The organism is Rhizobium sp. BK316, from assembly GCF_014193695.1.
Taxonomy (GTDB): domain Bacteria; phylum Pseudomonadota; class Alphaproteobacteria; order Rhizobiales; family Rhizobiaceae; genus Rhizobium.
In genome coordinates this window covers 788,032-804,782 of record NZ_JACHZR010000001.1, presented here as the reverse complement: position 1 = coordinate 804,782, position 16,751 = coordinate 788,032, and the positions used below count along the sequence as shown (strand labels likewise).

The following is a 16,751-nucleotide window of genomic DNA, read 5'->3' as shown; positions in this document are numbered from 1 at the left end:
GAGGCGTTGGAGGTTCGATCGCTCAAGCCCGCGATGCGCGGTCGCTAGGTTGTGCATCATGAACGCCGCCCACTTTTTCCTCTCCATCGAGAGCGTTTTGCATTTCCTCGAGAACTCGAATGAGCTGTGAAGTCGCCGGTGCTGTATCGCCTGAGGAGGCGGTGTCAGAAGCAATATTGACGCGTGTTTTCTGGCCCGTTCGCGATAGCACCGGTAGCAGACTTACGATGAGTGAGGCGAAGAACTTCTTTCGGCGTTCCGCTACCTCTGCCAACAGGAAGCAAAGAACGAAGCAGGCGACGAGCAGGGCAGCCGCCATCGGAACATGCTCCTCCACCGGATGCAGGAAGGCCGCACACATGAGGATGAGCGGCTGGTGGACAAGATAGAGCGTAAAACTGCCGCCAGCCAGCCATCTGATCGCCGGGCCTGTCTTCTCGAACAGTACCGGAGCCTGGTAGAGCAACGATGCCGCACCGATGAGGTGCAGGACCACGGCAACGCCGATGAGGTTGAAGTAGACGAAATTGATCGCTTCCTGAGACAGTGACCAGGTCTCGTACATGTTGGTCGCAGTGCGATCGGCGAAAAATTTCAGGCTGAAGAACAGCACGAGCGATACGACGATCATCGCGATGGAGATGGGGCGCCGAAATGGCGGACGTTCGATGACGCATTTCATCGTCAACCAGCCCATGAGCCACAGCGGCATATACATCAGGATTTTCGGGCCGGCGACAGCGGCCCAGAGGCACAGCAACGGGATTTTCGCGTGCCGCGGCGAAAAGGCGAACAGCCCGAAAAACAGGTAGTATTGAACTTCGAAACCCAACGACCAGTATGGTTCGCCGCTGCCAAAAACGACATGTGCGAACCACAATTGGTTCGTGAAGGTCACATAAGCCAGTGCCGATTCGACTGATACCGGAGTGAAAAATCCGGTGTTGATGACATCATAATAAGAGGCATTGAGGTGCATTCCGATGCTGTCGGCCGCAAAGATCACCGCGATTGCCAGCAGAGCAACAGGCATTATTCGAGCGAGGCGGGCGACGAGGTATATGCGCCATTCCTTTTCGCTCACCCGTCCGACATAGCTGATGACAAATCCGGAGAGAACAAAGAAGACCGCCACAGCCTCCCGCCCCCAACCAAGAGGGCCGATCTTGATGGAGGGGAGCAGGAAAACATGCGCATGGGAGAGAAATACGACGACGGCTGCGCCTAGTCGCAGCAGATCAAGATAGATGGAAAGATTGCCATCAATCTTCCTGCCTTCGATCGCGCCCATGATTGACTTCCCGCCGGATGACAAAGCGCGTGTTCAATTGAGAACCGCTTTGTTCAGGAACTGATTTCTGCGCTGATGCGCGAGGCGGCATTCGACCAAGCAAACTTTTAAAAGTGTTTACTGAATAAGATTAAATTTTGAGGAAGCGGCTGATATGGGAAGAAATGTCGCGTGCGGCGAGCGTTGGTCCGTTCGCTACAGTCGCATTGCCCAAGCTACCGTATACTCGGACAGTCGCCGCAAATGGTCGCCTGCGGAATATCCGGAGATCTTCTTTCGCGGCTTGAGATCGTGGTCGCCATCTTCCAGCCAGAGCAGATCAATCTCACCTGAGAGCTTATAGGATGCGACCTCTTCCCTTGATCCGAAGGGATCACGCGTTCCCTGGCAGATCAGTGTGGGCATGCGCAGGCCTTCCAGATGCGCGGTGCGAAGTTGGTCCGGCTTTCCCGGCGGGTGAAACGGATATCCGAGGCAAAGCAGGCCCCGGGCTTTCTTCGCCGCAAAACTCTCATCGGCGATCATGCTTGCAACGCGGCCTCCCATCGACTTGCCACCGATGATGAGTTTGCCGGCGTTTAGTTCGCTGATCGCCGTGCGATATTCATCGAGCAGGTGGTCGGCACGCGGGGGAGGCTTGACCGCTCCAGTCAGGCGACGCTGCGCCATATAGGCGAACTCGAAGCGCGCTACCCGGAAGCCGCCGTCTGCGAGTGCTTTCGATAGATCCGTCATCGACGCAGAATCCATCGCCCCGCCCGCGCCATGAGCCAGGAGGATCGTGAAGGTGGCCGTTTCCGGCCCTGTGATCAAAAAGCTGGTCATTCCTTTTCCGAATGCTCTGATTGTGAGTCCATCATACTGGTAGCATTACTCTGCGGGCGAACATGCGATTTTAGCAAGAGCTGGCATTTCGCTCGAAGGACGATCTTCCCGTTTCCTATTGCGTGTGAAATCGAGGAAAGCTCTGATTTTTTTGGAAGAACCTAAGCTGCAACTGGCATGAGGTGCGAAATTCGGTGAACGGGTCGCCGCTGTTTCGGAGGGCCATTTTTTGGTCCCGTCGACCTCGTGTTAACGATTTGTTAACCATGAAGCAGCTAAAGCTTTTAAATCGAAATTAACCAAGTTTACTAACGTGTTAACCGACGCACGCTCCATTCGTATCAAAGGCAGATCGTTTCTTGCAGTCGTGCTGACGCCCGATCTGCCGTTCGAGGACTGGCTCGTTCGTCTCGACGACCTCGCTGCTCGCTCTGCCGGGTTCTTCCTCGGTAGGCCAGTTGTTCTGGACGTCACCGAGCTCTCGCTGGACCGTGCCGCGCTGAAGGCGATGGTTCAGGCTCTCGGTGAGCGCAATGTCAGGGTGATGGGCATCGAAGGCGCGCGGCCGTCGCAGCTCGACGCCAGCATGCCGCCGGGTATGGCTGGCGGACGTCCGGCAGCGGATGTGGACGTGCCGACAGCAGAGGTCCAGGCCGAAGGGCAGGCGTCGCGTAAGGCGAAGCCGGCAGAGGTGCAGGAGATTGCTGCACCGATTGTCCGCGCCCCTGTGTCGTCGCTGGTGCTGCATGAGCCGGTGCGTTCCGGCCAGTCGATCATCTTTCCCGAAGGTGATGTGACTGTCATCGGGTCCATCGCATCGGGTGCCGAGGTGATCGCCGGCGGCTCGATCCATATCTACGGCGCGCTTCGTGGACGGGCGCTTGCCGGATCGGTCGGCAACTCGGCGGCGCGCATCTTTTGCCGCAAGCTGGAGGCCGAACTTCTGGCAATCGATGGAATCTACAAGACGGCCGACGACCTGCCGGCCGAGCTGCGCGGTCAGTCCGCGCAATTATGGCTTGAGAACGACGCGATCATGGCGTCGCGACTGATTTAACAGGGTGAATGGTTGAAACAGGAGAGGGATATGGGAAAGGTCATTGTTGTAACCTCGGGTAAAGGTGGCGTTGGCAAGACAACCTCGACTGCAGCGTTGGGGGCAGCGCTGGCGCAGAGGAACGAGAAGGTTGTCGTCGTTGACTTCGACGTCGGTCTTCGCAATCTCGATCTCGTCATGGGGGCAGAACGTCGCGTCGTCTATGACATGATCAATGTCATTCAGGGCGACGCGAAGCTGACCCAGGCGCTGATCCGCGACAAGCGGCTGGAAACGCTGTTCCTTCTGCCGGCATCCCAGACCCGCGACAAGGATTGCCTCACCGAAGAAGGCGTCGAGCGCGTCATCAACGAGCTGAAGAAGCATTTCGACTGGGTCATCTGCGACAGTCCCGCTGGTATCGAGCGCGGCGCAACGCTGGCTATGCGCCATGCCGATATCGCCGTCGTCGTCACCAATCCGGAAGTCTCCTCGGTGCGCGATTCCGATCGTATCATCGGCCTTCTGGACGCCAAGACGGAAAAGGCGGAGAGGGGTGAGCGCATTGAAAAGCACCTGCTTCTCACCCGCTATGATGTCACCCGCGCCGAACGCGGTGACATGCTGAAGGTGGATGACGTGCTCGAGATCCTGTCGATCCCGCTGCTCGGCATCATCCCGGAGAGCATGGATGTGCTGCGCGCGTCCAACCTCGGCGCTCCGGTAACGCTTGCGGACCAGAACAGCGCGCCCGCAAAAGCCTATTTTGAGGCGGTCCGTCGCCTGAATGGCGAGGTTCTCCCGGTGACGATACCCGGCGAGAAGCGCGGTCTGTTCGGCAAGATCTTCGGACGGAGGGCAGCATGAGCGTATTCGATTTCTTTCAGAAGAAGAAAACTGCACCGATCGCGCGCGAACGTCTGCAGGTACTTCTGGCGCATGAACGCGCGTCTCCCGGTTCGGATCTCGTATCCGTTCTCAGAGAGGAAATCCTTGCGGTTATCGCCAAACACGTCGAAATCGAAGGGGACCGTCTGCAGATTAGAATCGATCGCGGCGAAAACGTCTCGATCCTCGAAATCGATGTAGAGATTCCCGCCAAGGCCGCTCGGGCAGCCTGATGCTTGAACAGATCATTTGGGAGACAGAAATGTCTCCCAAATAGTGCTCGATCATCATCTTGATGATTATAGGCAACAGATGGCTATAGTCACAGAATGACCGGCGACAGACCGCAATCCGCGCGGAAAGCCTTGAAGGCGCTGAGCGCGCGCAGCGAACGTCCGTCATCGATGGCCGCAAGATCGAGAATGACCGCATTGGCGATCGTCATCGGAACGACGAGCGACTGGGATTCACCCGCTTCACCGCGGGAAACCGAAATTTGGCAATCGGGCACAGGATCGATGCGCGCGCTGAGCAGATCGGTGAGCGCCAGGACTTTGGCGCCTCTTTCGGCTGCAATCTCCCTGATTTGATGGATCAGCGGTGAAGCCTTACGGAAGGCGAGCAGCCAGACGACATCGCCAGGTCCCAACGTTGCCAGTGCTTCGGCGATCAGATGCATTTGGCTTGCTAGATCGACCGACGGATAGCCGGAGCGATTGAGCCTCAGGGCAATCAGCGAGGAGAGAGCGGCGGAGTGGCCGCGTCCGAAGACGAGAACGCGACGGCTATCGCGCAGGATCTCCGAAAATCCTCTGACATTGGCATCGGCGACGGCGTTGCGCACCTGCTGGAGCGCGGCAATCTCGCTGTCGAGTACGGAAGAGAGTACGCCGCCTTCTTCCGCCTGGACGAGGCGAGCGGCCATGCGTGCAGCCGGGCTTTCAAAATCGCCGCCGCCTTCGATGAGGCTTGCCTGCAGGAAGGTCCGGAATTCGGGATAACCCTTGAAACCGAGACGGCGCGCAAGCCGCACGGCCGAGGCGGGATGCACGCCGGCACGGAAGGAGACGGCCTTGCCGTTCTCCATTGCCGCGCGGATCGGATCCTGCATCATCACATCGAGAAGGCGGGTATCAGCCTCGGTGAGCTTTGTCGAGTTGCGGCTGATAAGATCGCCGAGAAGTTGCGGAATTTCGTTCTGTCTTTCCATTGCATCACTTCTTGCGGCGCTGCTTGCGAACTTGACCCGGCCAGCGGCTTCTAGATTCAACGATCTCCGGATGAAAGATCGACGCGGCTCCCGCTCTGGTTATCGAAAAACACAGCCTGGTCAAGGTCGCACATGACCCAGAAATTGTCGGCATGGCGCGGCACGTCCTTGCGTGGGCTGGTGAGCGTGATGCGTCCGGCCGGACTGTCGCAATGCAGAATGATATCAGAACCCGTCATCTCCGACAGCATGAGGCGGACAGGCAGGGCAGGCTCATGCGGTTTTTCGGCTGATATCGCCATGGATTCGGGCCTGAGCCCTGCCGTCAGGCCCAGCCGGCCCTGCCAGCCGGGCAGATGTTCGACAGGCAGGAAATTCATTGAGGGAACGCCGAGGAAGCCTGCGACGAAACGGTTCTGCGGCCGATCGTAAATTGCTTCCGGCGTGTCGAACTGCAGCAGGTCGCCGTCCTTCATGACAGCAATCCGATCGGCGAGCGAAAGCGCCTCAGTCTGATCATGAGTGACGTAAACGATGGTGGCGCCGAGTTGGCGATGCAGTTCCTTGATCTCGGTGCGCATGGCGACCCGCAGCGCATTGTCGAGGTTCGACAGCGGCTCGTCCATCAGGAAGATGGAGCTGTTGCGCGCCATGGCGCGGCCCATCGCTACCCGCTGGCGCTGGCCGCCGGAAAGCGCGCCCGGCTTTCGGTTAAGATAGGGTTCGAGTTGGAGCGTCTTGGCCACGCCTTCGGCCCGAACATTGCGTTCGGCCTTCGGCATGCCGCGCAGTTCCAGGCCGAAGGCGATATTCTCGCGCACCGTCATGTGCGGATAAAGCGCGTAGTTCTGGAAGATCATGGCGATGTCTCGGTCCTGCGGGGCAAGATCATTCGCACGCTGGCCGCCGATCTCGATATCGCCCTCTTTGCAGCGTTCCAGGCCGGCAATCAGGCGCAGCAGGGTGGACTTACCGCAGCCTGACGGGCCGACGATGACGATGAATTCGCCAGATCTGATATCCATGGAGACGCCGTGCAGGACTTCCGGCCCGCCGGGATAGGACTTTCTGATGTCCCGAAGGGTGATGCCACTCATTGCGCGGTCTCCGCTTCGAGGCGATTGCGAATGGCGATGGCAAGACTTGGCCGGTCTGTCGTGAAGACCTTGACGCCGAGCGTCAGCACCTTTTCGATCTGCCGGGTCGAATGGGCCGCCCAGCAGCCGAAATCGAGACCGGCGGCCCTGACCTCGGCCATCAGCGCGGAATCGGCTGTATCCACATGGACGCCGATTTCGGGAATGTCATGCGCCTTCGAGACTTCGATCACCGCGGAGGTCCCGAGTTGACGCAGCACCGGAGGGCTGACGAGCCAGAGCTTCGGCCGGCTCGTGGCGGGGGAAAGAGCATCCAGCGACTCCACCAGAAAGGAGGAGAAGATCGTCCTTTCGAGCATGCCGTGGCGCGCCAGCGTTTCGACGACGCGGGGCACGAAATTCTCATAGGGGCGGCCATCGACGCCAGGCTTGATCTCGCAGCGGAAATCCACGGAACTGTCGGCATAGATGGCGCAGAGCTCGACAAGCGAGATCGGATGTCCGCCGGCGCCATAGTTGATGATGGCCGCGCGAACCTCTGCCTCGCTCATGGCGGCGATTGCGCCGCTGCGATCCGTCGTGCCGTCCAGCGTTGCGTCGTGATGGACCATGATCGCACCATCTGCTGTGGGATGGACGTCGAATTCCACCTCCTCCAACGGCATTTTTGCCGTAGCCGCAAAGCCTTGCGGCGTGCTGTCGCCGAACTCGAGAGTACCGCCGCGGTGCGAAGCGATGCGTGTCATTCTATGCTTGTCCTTCTTCATGATCTACTTGACCGCGCCGAGCGTGATGCCGCGCACGAGATGGCGCTCGACCAGCAGGAAGCCGAGCAGCACGGGCAGCATGCTGAGGGTGCAGGCGGCCATGACGAGTGGCCAGTCGACAAGGCCCTCACCGGGATTGATGCGGTAGAGGCGGGCAAGGCCGATCTGCAGCGTGTAGAGGTCTTCCTTGCCGACGGCGACGAGCGGCCAGATGTAGTTGTTCCATTCGGTGATGAAGATGTAGAGGCCCATCGAAAAGATGGCGGGTCGGGCAATCGGTACGATCACCCGCCAAAGCACCTGCAGCGGCGTTGCCCCATCCATATAGGCCGCCTCGTCCAGCGCCTTGGGAATGCCCTTGATGTACTGACGCAGGAAGAAGGCAGCAAAGCCATTCGATATCGCCGGCAGGATGAGGCCGGAATAAGTATCGAGCAGTCCTGCCTTGGCAAGCGTCAGATAGTTGGGGATCAGACTGATATGGCTCGGGATCATCAACGTGGCGACCGTTGCACCGAAGAGAAGGTTGCCGCCGCGGAACTGGTAGCGGGCAAAGCCGAAGGCGGCCATGGTCGCGACCGTGATCCCGAGCAGCGTCACAAGCCCCGAGACGATGATGCTGTTCATGAGATAACGGGCGAAATTGTACTCGGCGACCGCGCGAACGTAGTTGTCCAGCGTGAACTCATATTGGCCCGTGTAATAGGACTGCGCCGTCTCGAACGACATCCAGATGGAATAGAGCACAGGCGACAGGAAGATCAGCCCCGCAAGAAGCGCGAGACCGGTGACGATCGGGTTCTCAAGCTTCATAATGGACCCTCCGGCCGATGACGAAGGATTTGATCAGCGCCAGCACAATCAGGAAGATGAAGAGCAGGACGGCAAGCGCCGAACCCCTGCCGATGTCGAAGAGGGTGAAACCCACGCGATAGAGCAGGTTGACGAGCATGTCGGTAGCACCCGCAGGGCCGCCATGGGTCATGATGTTGACGATGGTGAAGACCTGGAAGGCCTCGATGACGGAAATCACTAGCAGGAAATAGGTGGTCGGCATCACGAGCGGCACGGTGACTCGCCGGAACACATGGAAACGCCGACCGCCGTCCACTGCGGCAGCATCATAGAGTTCCTGCGGCACAGCCTGCAGGCCGGCAATATAGATGACGATATCGTAGCCGAGTTGTTTCCACGTATTGACTGTTATCAGTACCCAGAGGGCGAGTTGCGGATCCTGCAGCCATTGCACCTTGCCGAGACCGAGCGAGGTCAGTGCGGCATTGACCATGCCGTAATCGGTGGCAAAGACCCAGGAGAAGACGACGGCGATCGAGACGGTTGACGTGACCGACGGAAGGAAGAGCGCGCCGCGCAAGAGGCGTGAGGGCAACGTCTCGCGGACGAGATAACTTGCGACCGCCAGCGCCAAGGCCAGTCGGATCGGCACGGAAATCAGCGCGAAGATCGCTGTGACCTGAAGCGAATTCCAGAAGTCGCGCGAATTCAGCAACAGGCGATAATTCTCGAAGCCGACGAAGGGCATGGTCGGCGACAGGAAGTCCCAGTGTCGGAAGCTGAGGTTCACACTGGTGATGACGGGGATATAGGTGAAGACCATGATGAAGAGGATCAGCGGTGCGACGAGGAGATAGGGTGTGAGTTTGCGCAGCATGGGACCGAGACAGTTGAGACGACGGGCCTCACGGTCCGTCGTCTTGCCGAAGAGAGGGGCTTAGTTGCTGGAACGCTTGGCTTCTTCGCGGGTCTGCGCGGCGAAGTCCTTCATCGTGTCAGTGACATCGCGCTGGCCGAGCGCCATGGCTTCCCACATCTTGTACTCGGTCGTGCGCATCCAGGTGACGACGGGCGGACGAGCGCGGCCATGGGCGAATTCGAGCTGCTTGATGGCAACATCGATGCCCTGCTTCTTGGCAAGCGCTTCGGCGGCAACTGGCTGTGCCGCGCTCTTCTTGTTGATCGGCAGATAACCGGTCGCAGCAAACCAGATCGCATTGGCTTCCGGCGAGGCGGCATAGCTGATGAACTTGTAAGCGGCGTCCTGAACGTCCTTTTGCGAAGTCGCGAGAATGCCGATACCGGCGCCGCCGATCGGAACCGAGCAGACCTTGTTGCAGGGCATTGGACGCACTTCGAGCTTGTCGCCGAGCGCCTTCTTGGCGCCGCCGTAATCGCCCGTGGAATTCAGAGAGATACCGACCTTGCCGGCGAAGAAAGCATCACGACCGACATCTTCATCGGTGACGCCATCCGGAGAGGCAACCTTCTGGTCATGAACCGGCGACGCCATCCACTGATAGGCTTCGATCGTGTTCGGCGAGTCGAGCAGGATATCGTTGGTCTTGGAATCGATGAGCTCGCTGTCATTGGACATGACGAGCCCCCAGCGGGCGAACTGGCCGGGGGCCGCGATGCCGGTGATGCCTTCCGAGCCGAGCTTCTCCGTGATTGTCTTCGAAACGGCAAGAATATCTGCGAAAGTCTTCAGCGGCGGTTCGGTCGTGAAGCCGGCGCGCGCCAGGATATCCTTGTTGTAGTAGAGGACCGGCGTGGAGGAGTTGAACGGCACGATGTAGTTCTTGCCGTTGTAGACGCCAACCTCACGCGCATAGTCGTAAAGGTCGTCCTTCAACGGGTCGGCATTGAAATAGGGCGTAAGGTCGATCAGGGCGCCGCGGTCGGCGAAGAGACCGTAGCGGGTGACTTCCATGATGACGGCATCAGGCGCACGTTTAGCGGGAATGGCGGCCTGCAGTTTGGCGACGATATCATTATAATCGCCGACGAACTCGCTCTCGATATGAATACCTGGATTGGCGGCTTCGAAATTGGCGATGATCTTGTTGAGCGCCTCGCCGGAGGATTTGCTGAAGCTGTGCCAGAACTTCACCGTCGTATCGGCATGTGCCGAACCGACCATGGACATCAGGGCAACAACGCCGACTGCGACCGTATTCTGCAATTTGTTTGACATAATTTTCTCCTCTGCAAAAAATATTGCATTCCGTTTTGGCGAGGAGTAGCCCGCGGACGAAACAGTTTCTTGAAGCCTGCATGAATTTTTTGTGACTGAGGCCCCCTTAAGCACTTAAGGTTGTTGAGTTATTTCAATTCGACCGTGCGCTGTAGAAAAAAACATTAAATTTTAAGCTTTTTGTTTTCGGCCTCCTTAACATTCCTTTGGGACCCTGTTGGCATTCCTCCAACAACAAAAGGCGGCGGAGAAATGGTCACCATCATTCAGCCGGAAGACTGGAACAGCTCTCTTACAGGCTATTATTCCATCGAAGTGGACGACCAACCCTTCGAGTATCAGGGTGGAGGCAAGGATTATTCCTTGTCGGTGCCGCGGAGCGGCGCCATCCGCTTCGAGCTGCACGACGGAGACCAAGCCCCATGGGATGCGGCCAACAATCACGACTCCGAGCGCATCGAGATCGCCGACAGGCAACCGATCACCTACGGGACGCCGCTACAGGTTTCCTATGACTTCATGCTCGAACCCGGCCAGCCCAATACGGCCTATTTCATGGTGCTCGGCCAGCTTCATCAGAATGTGCACGAGGGTGCGCTTGTCGTCCCTCCTCCCTTCTCCATCACGCTAACGGGCGAGAAGATGGGCATCAGCATCGGCTTCAGCGATGCTAACGGCAACCCGGTTCAACAGGTGATCTTTACCGACGCTTACGATATCCAGCGTGGGCACAACTATGACATGGATATCAAGGCCACGTTCGATCCTGACGGAAACGGCCGGCTTGTCGTAACACGCGACGGAGTGACGATTGTCGACTATATGGGGCCGCTTGGTTACATTCAGGACCAGGGGGTCTACTGGGCCGAAGGCATCTATCGCCATTCCAACGCGACGGAATCCGTTGCAGCAGTCTACGGCGATCTGGATATCGAGACTGGCTCCACAGTTAACTTTCCCGATCCGGACGCCTATATCGGAGCCCCTTCCGTCCTAGTGAGCAATGCCGCGCACGATCCATCGGGAGTTAATTCGGCAACGATCAGCGGCACCGCCAAGCTCGGTACGACAGTCGTGATCTACGAAAACGGCACGGTGATCGCCACCGCCGAAACAGATGCCATGGGGCGGTATACGACCGACATCGTCTTTGCGACGACGGGCGAGCATAGTCTGAGCGCGGTCGCGGTCGATTCGTCGGGTCGCTACGGTATTACCGCCGCCCCGGCGGGCATCGAGATCGGCACGGCTGCAGAAATCGTCGGACGCATGGACAGCATCATGAAGGATGCGAGTGTCCAATCGATCATCCTCACCGACACGCATATGCTGACGGTTCCCTCCGATTATGTGATGCGCCTCTATATAAATTCAGGCGTCCTGAACAAGATCGCAGGCGACGATGTTACCTTCAAGACCAGCACGGCGGTATCAGGCGGCAGCTATGACCGGCAGGTCTATATCTACAACGAGCAAGGCAAGGTCATTGAATCCGAGCGATATCTCGGAAGCAAGTTAGTATTCGATCAGAAAATCGGCGCCGATGGCGTCACCACGACCCAGACCTGGAAGACAGACGGTTCGTCGGATATCAATATCACCAAGAACGGCGTCCTGATCGAGTACGAGCAATATGATTCCCTGAACCGACTGAAGTTCGAGCAGACCTTCAACGACGACGGTTCCCGCAAGACTGTCACCTATTTCGATCCGGCCTCCGGGGCAAAAACGATCGAAACGATCTATAACGCAGACAAGAGTTATACCCGCACCACCTACGGCATCACCGGCAAAGACTATGTCGAAGAAGCCTATACGTACGACCCGGCAGGCAAACTGATTCTTCAGGAGCGTTTCGCGCCTGGGCACATAAAGATCCTGTCCGCCAGTTGGGAACCGGACGGGACGACTGAAACACACCGTTATAACACCGCCGGTCAGGAAACGAGTTTTTCGATCGTGCACCCGGACAAGTCGCATGTCGAAGGCACGTTCGGTATCACCGGTCAGTCCTATTCAGGCCAGATCGTCACCTATGACGCCAGTAACGCGATGATCTCGAAGGATCTGCTTGACCAGAACGGCAGGCTTATCAGCACCGAGACATTCGGAATAAACCCGACGCTGAAAGTATTTGCCTATGCCAACAGCACCGGTCCGGCCACGGGTTATACGCTCTATGCTGCCGACCATTCCTATGACGTAGCCACCTATGTTGCCGGCACGACGACTGTGGCCAGGATCAGCCATTACGATGCCACCGGCAACCTCATCGGAACCGATATCCTCGTGCCGGATCCCTCCCTTGGCACCTACGACCCCGTAACCAACACCTATTATCAGGAGATTCGAAACAGCGACGGATCGACAGAAACGCATCGCTACGATGCCGACACTGGCAAGGAACTCAGCTATTCGATCCGCAATGCGGACGGCAGCCGCGTGATAGCCAATTTAGCGGTCACCGGCAAGGATTATGCCGAGCAGATCATCAGCTACGATTCCAACGGTAAGGTCACCGATCTCGTGCGCAAGTATGGCGACCCGGCTCATACGATCGCCCATACCGAACATTTCGACAGTACCGGCGCGGGCGAGATCCGCAATTTTGACACGGCGGGTCAGCTTACAACTGCGCTTTTCTACGCGGCAGGTCAGAAGCTGATCAAAACGGAAACTTATGCGCCCGATGAGCATCTCAAGGAGTTCTCGGTCTATAATGCTGATGGCTCGAAGGAGACACATCGGTTTGATCCTGCCACCGGAAACGAAACCGGCTACAGCATCCGCTATGCCGATGGTGGACGTGTCGAGGCAAGTCTTGCGATTACCGGCAGGGACTACGCGCAACAAATTCAGACATACGATGCTGCCGGCAAGCTCATCGACAGCGTCCGTAAGTACGGAGACGCTGCGCACACCATTTCCCAGTCATACCATCTGAACGCAGATGGATCGCAGGAGAGCAGCAACTTCGACATCAATGGGCGACAGACGGTCTCGGACACGACGCATTCCGACCATTCCCGCGACTACATCCTGTTCGTCTATGCCGGGGACGGAGCGTCACCAAGCACGATCGAGCAGTCGCACTATGGTATCGACGGCAAGAAACAATGGACCGACAAGACGAATGTCGACGGCGCCCATACGCAGACGGCCTTTGCCGAAGGTGTGATCCTGACATCGCATGAGGGCGTGAAAGACACACTGATCGGATCGAGCATTGCCAACGACACGTTCATGTTCCACAATCAGGCGGGCCAGGATACGATCTCCGGCTTTCAGCCGCATGGCGGGACCATTCATGACCGAATTGCCTTCGACAGTTCGCTGGTGGACGATTACGCCAGCCTATATACGTTGATGAGCTCTACCTCCACAGGAACACTCATCACCTTCGATGATCATAACAGCGTGTTGATCTCCAAGGTCGCGATGGCGAACTTGTCTTCTGACGACTTCCTCTTCGTATAGGGAGAGATATCTCGTCGTCGTTGGCATGGAAAAACTCATTAGGAGATTCGGCGAAGCGTTCAACCATTCCTACGCTACGCCGAACTCCTGTACAGATTGAGATCTCGTGACCTGTCTTTCTGCCGGACGAATCCCGTCCTGTGCCGTAGAACGGGATTGTAGTTGCTGAATGAGGCCGAGACAGTGGCTTCATTTTGTTCGCAAGGTTGAGGCGGCAGCGCCACATAATGCAGCTAACGGAACCACCTTCGAAGGTGGTTCGCTATTCCTATTCTGCAGTAGGCACGCCGGATGGGAATCATCAATTCCGCAGCCCCTGCTCAGCAGGAACTCGTTCCTACCTTCTCTCGGGCTTTCTGCCGATGGCAAAATAACCGAACCCATGCTTGGCGACTTCGCTTGCCGGATAGATGTTCCGGAGATCGACAATGACCGGGTCCTTCATAACGGTTTTGAGGCGCTTGAGGTCGAGCGCGCGGAATTCCTCCCACTCGGTGACAATGACAATTGCGTCTGCATCGACGGCAATCTCATAGGGATCTTTGCCGTAAGTGATCGGGCCGAGTATGTCTTTTGCGGCCTCCATGCCTTCGGGATCGTAGGCGTGGACCGTTGCACCACCATCAAGCAGGGCTTGAACAATGGTGATCGACGGCGCGTCGCGCATGTCATCTGTGTTCGGCTTGAAAGTGAGGCCGAGAACGGCAATCTTTTTGCCGCGCACGTCACCATCGCAGGCGGCGATAACCTTGCGGCCCATGGCGCGCTTGCGATTGTCATTGATCGCGACTGTCGTCTCGATGAGACGGACAGGGCTGTCAAAGTCTTGCGCGGTCTTGACGAGGGCGAGCGTATCCTTGGGGAAGCACGAGCCACCGTAGCCCGGGCCAGCATGCAGGAATTTGTCGCCGATACGCTTGTCCATACCGATGCCTTTAGCGACCTTCTGGACGTCGGCACCGATCTTTTCGGAGAGATCCGCGATCTCGTTGATGAAGGTGATCTTCATCGCAAGGAATGCGTTTGCGGCGTATTTGATGAGTTCGGAGGTGCGGCGTTCGCAGAAGTAGAGCGGCGCTTCATTGAGATAGAGCGGGCGGTATACCTCGCGCATGACCTCGATCGCACGGGCATCCTCGGTGCCGATCACAATACGGTCAGGACGTTTGAAGTCAGTGATAGCCGCACCTTCCCGCAGGAATTCGGGATTGGAGACGACAGCAATATCCTTTTCCGGAAACTCTTCGCGGAAGATCCGTTCGATCTCGTCCCCCGTACCCACGGGCACGGTCGATTTGGTAACGACGACGGTGAAGCCCTTAACAGCGGCAGCGATTTCGCGCGCCGCAGCATAGACATAAGTCAGATCCGCGTGGCCGTCGCCGCGGCGCGAAGGCGTGCCGACAGCGATGAAGACGACGTCCGCTTCACCGACGGAAGGGGCGAGATTTTTAGAGAAATCCAGGCGCCCAGCTTCACGGTTCTGCTGAATGATAGCATCGAGCCCAGGTTCAAAAATCGGCACTTCGCCGGCTTCTAGCGCTGTTATTTTTGCTTCGGACTTGTCGACGCAAGTCACGTGGTGACCAAAGTCGGCAAAGCAGGCGCCAGAAACGAGGCCGACATAGCCGGAACCAATCATAACGATACGCATGAAGCTATCTCCAAGTTAATAACGCCACTTGGGCTATATGCTGCAACGCAACAAATCAAGCCTAAATGGCGTTTTAAGGAAATGTTAAGAGCGGCCGAACTCGTCGACAATGCGGATGATGTCGTCTTCGCCGAGGTAGGAGCCGGTCTGAACTTCGATGAGTTCCAGGAGGATCTTGCCAGGATTTGCGAGACGGTGGACTTCGCCGAGCGGGATGTAGACCGATTCGTTTTCACGCAGCATCTGCACGTTGTCGCCGATCGTGACCTCCGCCGTTCCCTTCACCACAACCCAGTGCTCCGAGCGGTGATGGTGCTTCTGTAGCGACAGCTTCTTGCCGGGTGTCACGAAGATACGCTTCACCTGGAAACGATCGCCGTTGAAGATCGAGGTGTAGCCGCCCCACGGGCGATAGGAGGTGGGATGCGTCTCTGTCAGCTTCGACGTCTTCTTCTGGCCGGCAAGCAGCTTGACGAGGCTGCCGACTTGCTGGCTTTCCTTCAGCGGGCCGACATAGACAGCGTCCTCGCTGGCAATGACTGCGACATCGTCCATGCCCTGGACGGCGAGATGCACGCCATGGGTCATGACGAGCGAGTTGCGGGTGTTGACAACAGTCGTGTTGGCAGCGGCAATGTTCCCGTTTTCGTCCTGAACGCCGGTCTTCCATATGGCATCCCAACTGCCCAGATCCGACCATTTGAAGGCAGACGGCACGACCACCGCTTTGGACGTCTTTTCCATGATTGCGTAATCGATGGAGATGTCAGGACTTTTTGCGAATTGTTCTGCGTCGAGACGTGTAAAGTCCAGATCACGTGTCGCTCCGGAAACAGCCTTGCTGGCTGCCTTCAGAACATCTGGTGCATAGTCCTGCATTTCGGAAAGCAGCTCAGTGACTGGGAACATGAAGATGCCGGAGTTCCAGTAGAAACCACCGGCGGCCAACATTTCCTCGGCTTTTTCGCGAACCGGTTTTTCAACAAAGCGCTTGACCTCGTGCGTGCCGGCCGAAAGTTGTTTGCCGGCCTCTATATAACCATAACCGGTCGCCGGTTCGGTCGGCGTGATGCCGAAGGTAACAAGCTTGCCCTTGGCTGCTGCATCCCGTGCCGCGCGGATGGCGTCGAAATAGGTTTCATCAGCAAGAATCTCGTGATCAGATGCCAGCATCTGGATAATGGCGTCTTTGCCGAAATGCTCGGAGGCCAGAGTTGCTGCTGCTGCCACTGCCGCAGCAGTGTTGCGGGCAACAGGTTCCAGCAAGAAGGCGGCAAGCTTAATATCGAGTTCGCGGGCCTGTTCTGCAACGAGGAAGCGAAAATCCTCATTCGTTACGACGATGGGGGCCTCGTAAAGGACCGGATCGGCAACGCGGACCAAAGTCTCCTGAAACAGCGTCTTGTCCCCGACGAATTGGATGAATTGCTTCGGTGCGGTTGCACGCGAGAGCGGCCAAAGGCGTGTACCCTTGCCACCAGCCATGATCACGGGGACGATTTTCTGTGTCATAG

At 57.5% G+C, this 16,751-nt stretch carries 14 protein-coding genes; 4 read left to right on the top strand and 10 right to left on the bottom strand.

The annotated features are described in order from the left end of the window. Nucleotides 1-22: 22 nt before the first annotated feature. A complete protein-coding gene (locus tag FHT87_RS03495) occupies nucleotides 23-1,291 on the bottom strand; it encodes an acyltransferase (protein ID WP_183725414.1) in 1,269 nt (422 codons plus the stop codon). A gap of 195 nt (nucleotides 1,292-1,486) precedes the next feature. Continuing rightward, nucleotides 1,487-2,116 (bottom strand): alpha/beta family hydrolase, encoded by a 630-nt coding sequence (locus FHT87_RS03490; protein ID WP_183725412.1) that lies wholly within the window; start codon nucleotides 2,114-2,116, stop codon nucleotides 1,487-1,489. A gap of 313 nt (nucleotides 2,117-2,429) precedes the next feature. Here FHT87_RS03490 and minC point away from each other — a divergent pair, with 313 nt between their 5' ends. Genes minC through minE form a run of 3 tightly spaced genes read left to right on the top strand, consistent with a single transcriptional unit; the run spans nucleotide 2,430 to nucleotide 4,273 of the window. Then, complete coding sequence (gene minC, locus FHT87_RS03485; protein WP_183725410.1) at nucleotides 2,430-3,173, top strand: septum site-determining protein MinC; 744 nt, start codon at nucleotides 2,430-2,432, stop codon at nucleotides 3,171-3,173. Nucleotides 3,174-3,203: 30 nt separating this feature from the next. Further along, nucleotides 3,204-4,019: a septum site-determining protein MinD gene (gene minD / locus FHT87_RS03480; RefSeq protein WP_183725408.1), complete on the top strand. Its 816-nt coding sequence runs from the start codon at nucleotides 3,204-3,206 to the stop codon at nucleotides 4,017-4,019. Next, nucleotides 4,016-4,273: a cell division topological specificity factor MinE gene (gene minE, locus FHT87_RS03475; protein ID WP_183725406.1), complete on the top strand. Its 258-nt coding sequence runs from the start codon at nucleotides 4,016-4,018 to the stop codon at nucleotides 4,271-4,273. Before minD ends, minE begins: the two co-directional genes overlap by 4 nt. An 89-nt stretch (nucleotides 4,274-4,362) precedes the next feature. Here the strand turns inward: minE and FHT87_RS03470 are convergent, their stop codons facing one another. Genes FHT87_RS03470 through FHT87_RS03445 form a run of 6 tightly spaced genes read right to left on the bottom strand, consistent with a single transcriptional unit; the run spans nucleotide 4,363 to nucleotide 10,106 of the window. After that, nucleotides 4,363-5,250: a MurR/RpiR family transcriptional regulator gene (locus FHT87_RS03470; RefSeq protein ID WP_183725404.1), complete on the bottom strand. Its 888-nt coding sequence runs from the start codon at nucleotides 5,248-5,250 to the stop codon at nucleotides 4,363-4,365. Between the two features lie 56 nt (nucleotides 5,251-5,306). After that, nucleotides 5,307-6,347, bottom strand: coding sequence for an ATP-binding cassette domain-containing protein (locus FHT87_RS03465; protein WP_183725402.1), 1,041 nt, complete (start codon nucleotides 6,345-6,347; stop codon nucleotides 5,307-5,309). Further along, nucleotides 6,344-7,093 carry a glycerophosphodiester phosphodiesterase family protein gene (locus FHT87_RS03460; RefSeq protein ID WP_183725399.1) on the bottom strand — a complete coding sequence of 250 codons (750 nt, stop codon included), beginning with the start codon at nucleotides 7,091-7,093 and terminating at the stop codon, nucleotides 6,344-6,346. The genes FHT87_RS03465 and FHT87_RS03460 overlap by 4 nt, the downstream gene beginning before the upstream one ends. A gap of 24 nt (nucleotides 7,094-7,117) precedes the next feature. Next, complete coding sequence (locus FHT87_RS03455) at nucleotides 7,118-7,927, bottom strand: carbohydrate ABC transporter permease (RefSeq protein ID WP_183725398.1); 810 nt, start codon at nucleotides 7,925-7,927, stop codon at nucleotides 7,118-7,120. Next, nucleotides 7,917-8,786, bottom strand: coding sequence for a sugar ABC transporter permease (locus FHT87_RS03450; protein ID WP_183725396.1), 870 nt, complete (start codon nucleotides 8,784-8,786; stop codon nucleotides 7,917-7,919). The genes FHT87_RS03455 and FHT87_RS03450 overlap by 11 nt, the downstream gene beginning before the upstream one ends. A 60-nt stretch (nucleotides 8,787-8,846) precedes the next feature. Next, nucleotides 8,847-10,106, bottom strand: a complete 1,260-nt coding sequence (locus FHT87_RS03445; RefSeq protein WP_183725394.1) for an ABC transporter substrate-binding protein — start codon at nucleotides 10,104-10,106, stop codon at nucleotides 8,847-8,849. A 252-nt stretch (nucleotides 10,107-10,358) separates the two neighbouring features. Between FHT87_RS03445 and FHT87_RS03440 the strand changes: the two genes are divergently transcribed. Next, nucleotides 10,359-13,583: a heparin lyase I family protein gene (locus FHT87_RS03440; RefSeq protein WP_183725392.1), complete on the top strand. Its 3,225-nt coding sequence runs from the start codon at nucleotides 10,359-10,361 to the stop codon at nucleotides 13,581-13,583. A gap of 337 nt (nucleotides 13,584-13,920) precedes the next feature. Here FHT87_RS03440 and FHT87_RS03435 read toward each other — a convergent pair whose 3' ends face one another. Next, entirely contained in the window at nucleotides 13,921-15,237 is a 1,317-nt protein-coding gene (locus tag FHT87_RS03435; RefSeq protein WP_183725383.1) for a UDP-glucose/GDP-mannose dehydrogenase family protein, read from the bottom strand. Between the two features lie 84 nt (nucleotides 15,238-15,321). Beyond that, nucleotides 15,322-16,749 carry a mannose-1-phosphate guanylyltransferase/mannose-6-phosphate isomerase gene (locus FHT87_RS03430; RefSeq protein ID WP_183799465.1) on the bottom strand — a complete coding sequence of 476 codons (1,428 nt, stop codon included), beginning with the start codon at nucleotides 16,747-16,749 and terminating at the stop codon, nucleotides 15,322-15,324. Nucleotides 16,750-16,751: the final 2 nt, after the last annotated feature.

Coding starts and splice junctions, on each gene's coding strand:
- FHT87_RS03495 (WP_183725414.1), bottom strand. CDS start 1,291: ATGGGCGCGATCGAAGGCAGGAAGATTGATGGCAATCTTTCCATCTAT.
- FHT87_RS03490 (WP_183725412.1), bottom strand. CDS start 2,116: ATGACCAGCTTTTTGATCACAGGGCCGGAAACGGCCACCTTCACGATC.
- minD (WP_183725408.1), top strand. CDS start 3,204: ATGGGAAAGGTCATTGTTGTAACCTCGGGTAAAGGTGGCGTTGGCAAG.
- minE (WP_183725406.1), top strand. CDS start 4,016: ATGAGCGTATTCGATTTCTTTCAGAAGAAGAAAACTGCACCGATCGCG.
- FHT87_RS03470 (WP_183725404.1), bottom strand. CDS start 5,250: ATGGAAAGACAGAACGAAATTCCGCAACTTCTCGGCGATCTTATCAGC.
- FHT87_RS03465 (WP_183725402.1), bottom strand. CDS start 6,347: ATGAGTGGCATCACCCTTCGGGACATCAGAAAGTCCTATCCCGGCGGG.
- FHT87_RS03460 (WP_183725399.1), bottom strand. CDS start 7,093: ATGACACGCATCGCTTCGCACCGCGGCGGTACTCTCGAGTTCGGCGAC.
- FHT87_RS03455 (WP_183725398.1), bottom strand. CDS start 7,927: ATGAAGCTTGAGAACCCGATCGTCACCGGTCTCGCGCTTCTTGCGGGG.
- FHT87_RS03450 (WP_183725396.1), bottom strand. CDS start 8,786: ATGCTGCGCAAACTCACACCCTATCTCCTCGTCGCACCGCTGATCCTC.
- FHT87_RS03445 (WP_183725394.1), bottom strand. CDS start 10,106: ATGTCAAACAAATTGCAGAATACGGTCGCAGTCGGCGTTGTTGCCCTG.
- FHT87_RS03440 (WP_183725392.1), top strand. CDS start 10,359: ATGGTCACCATCATTCAGCCGGAAGACTGGAACAGCTCTCTTACAGGC.
- FHT87_RS03435 (WP_183725383.1), bottom strand. CDS start 15,237: ATGCGTATCGTTATGATTGGTTCCGGCTATGTCGGCCTCGTTTCTGGC.
- FHT87_RS03430 (WP_183799465.1), bottom strand. CDS start 16,749: ATGACACAGAAAATCGTCCCCGTGATCATGGCTGGTGGCAAGGGTACA.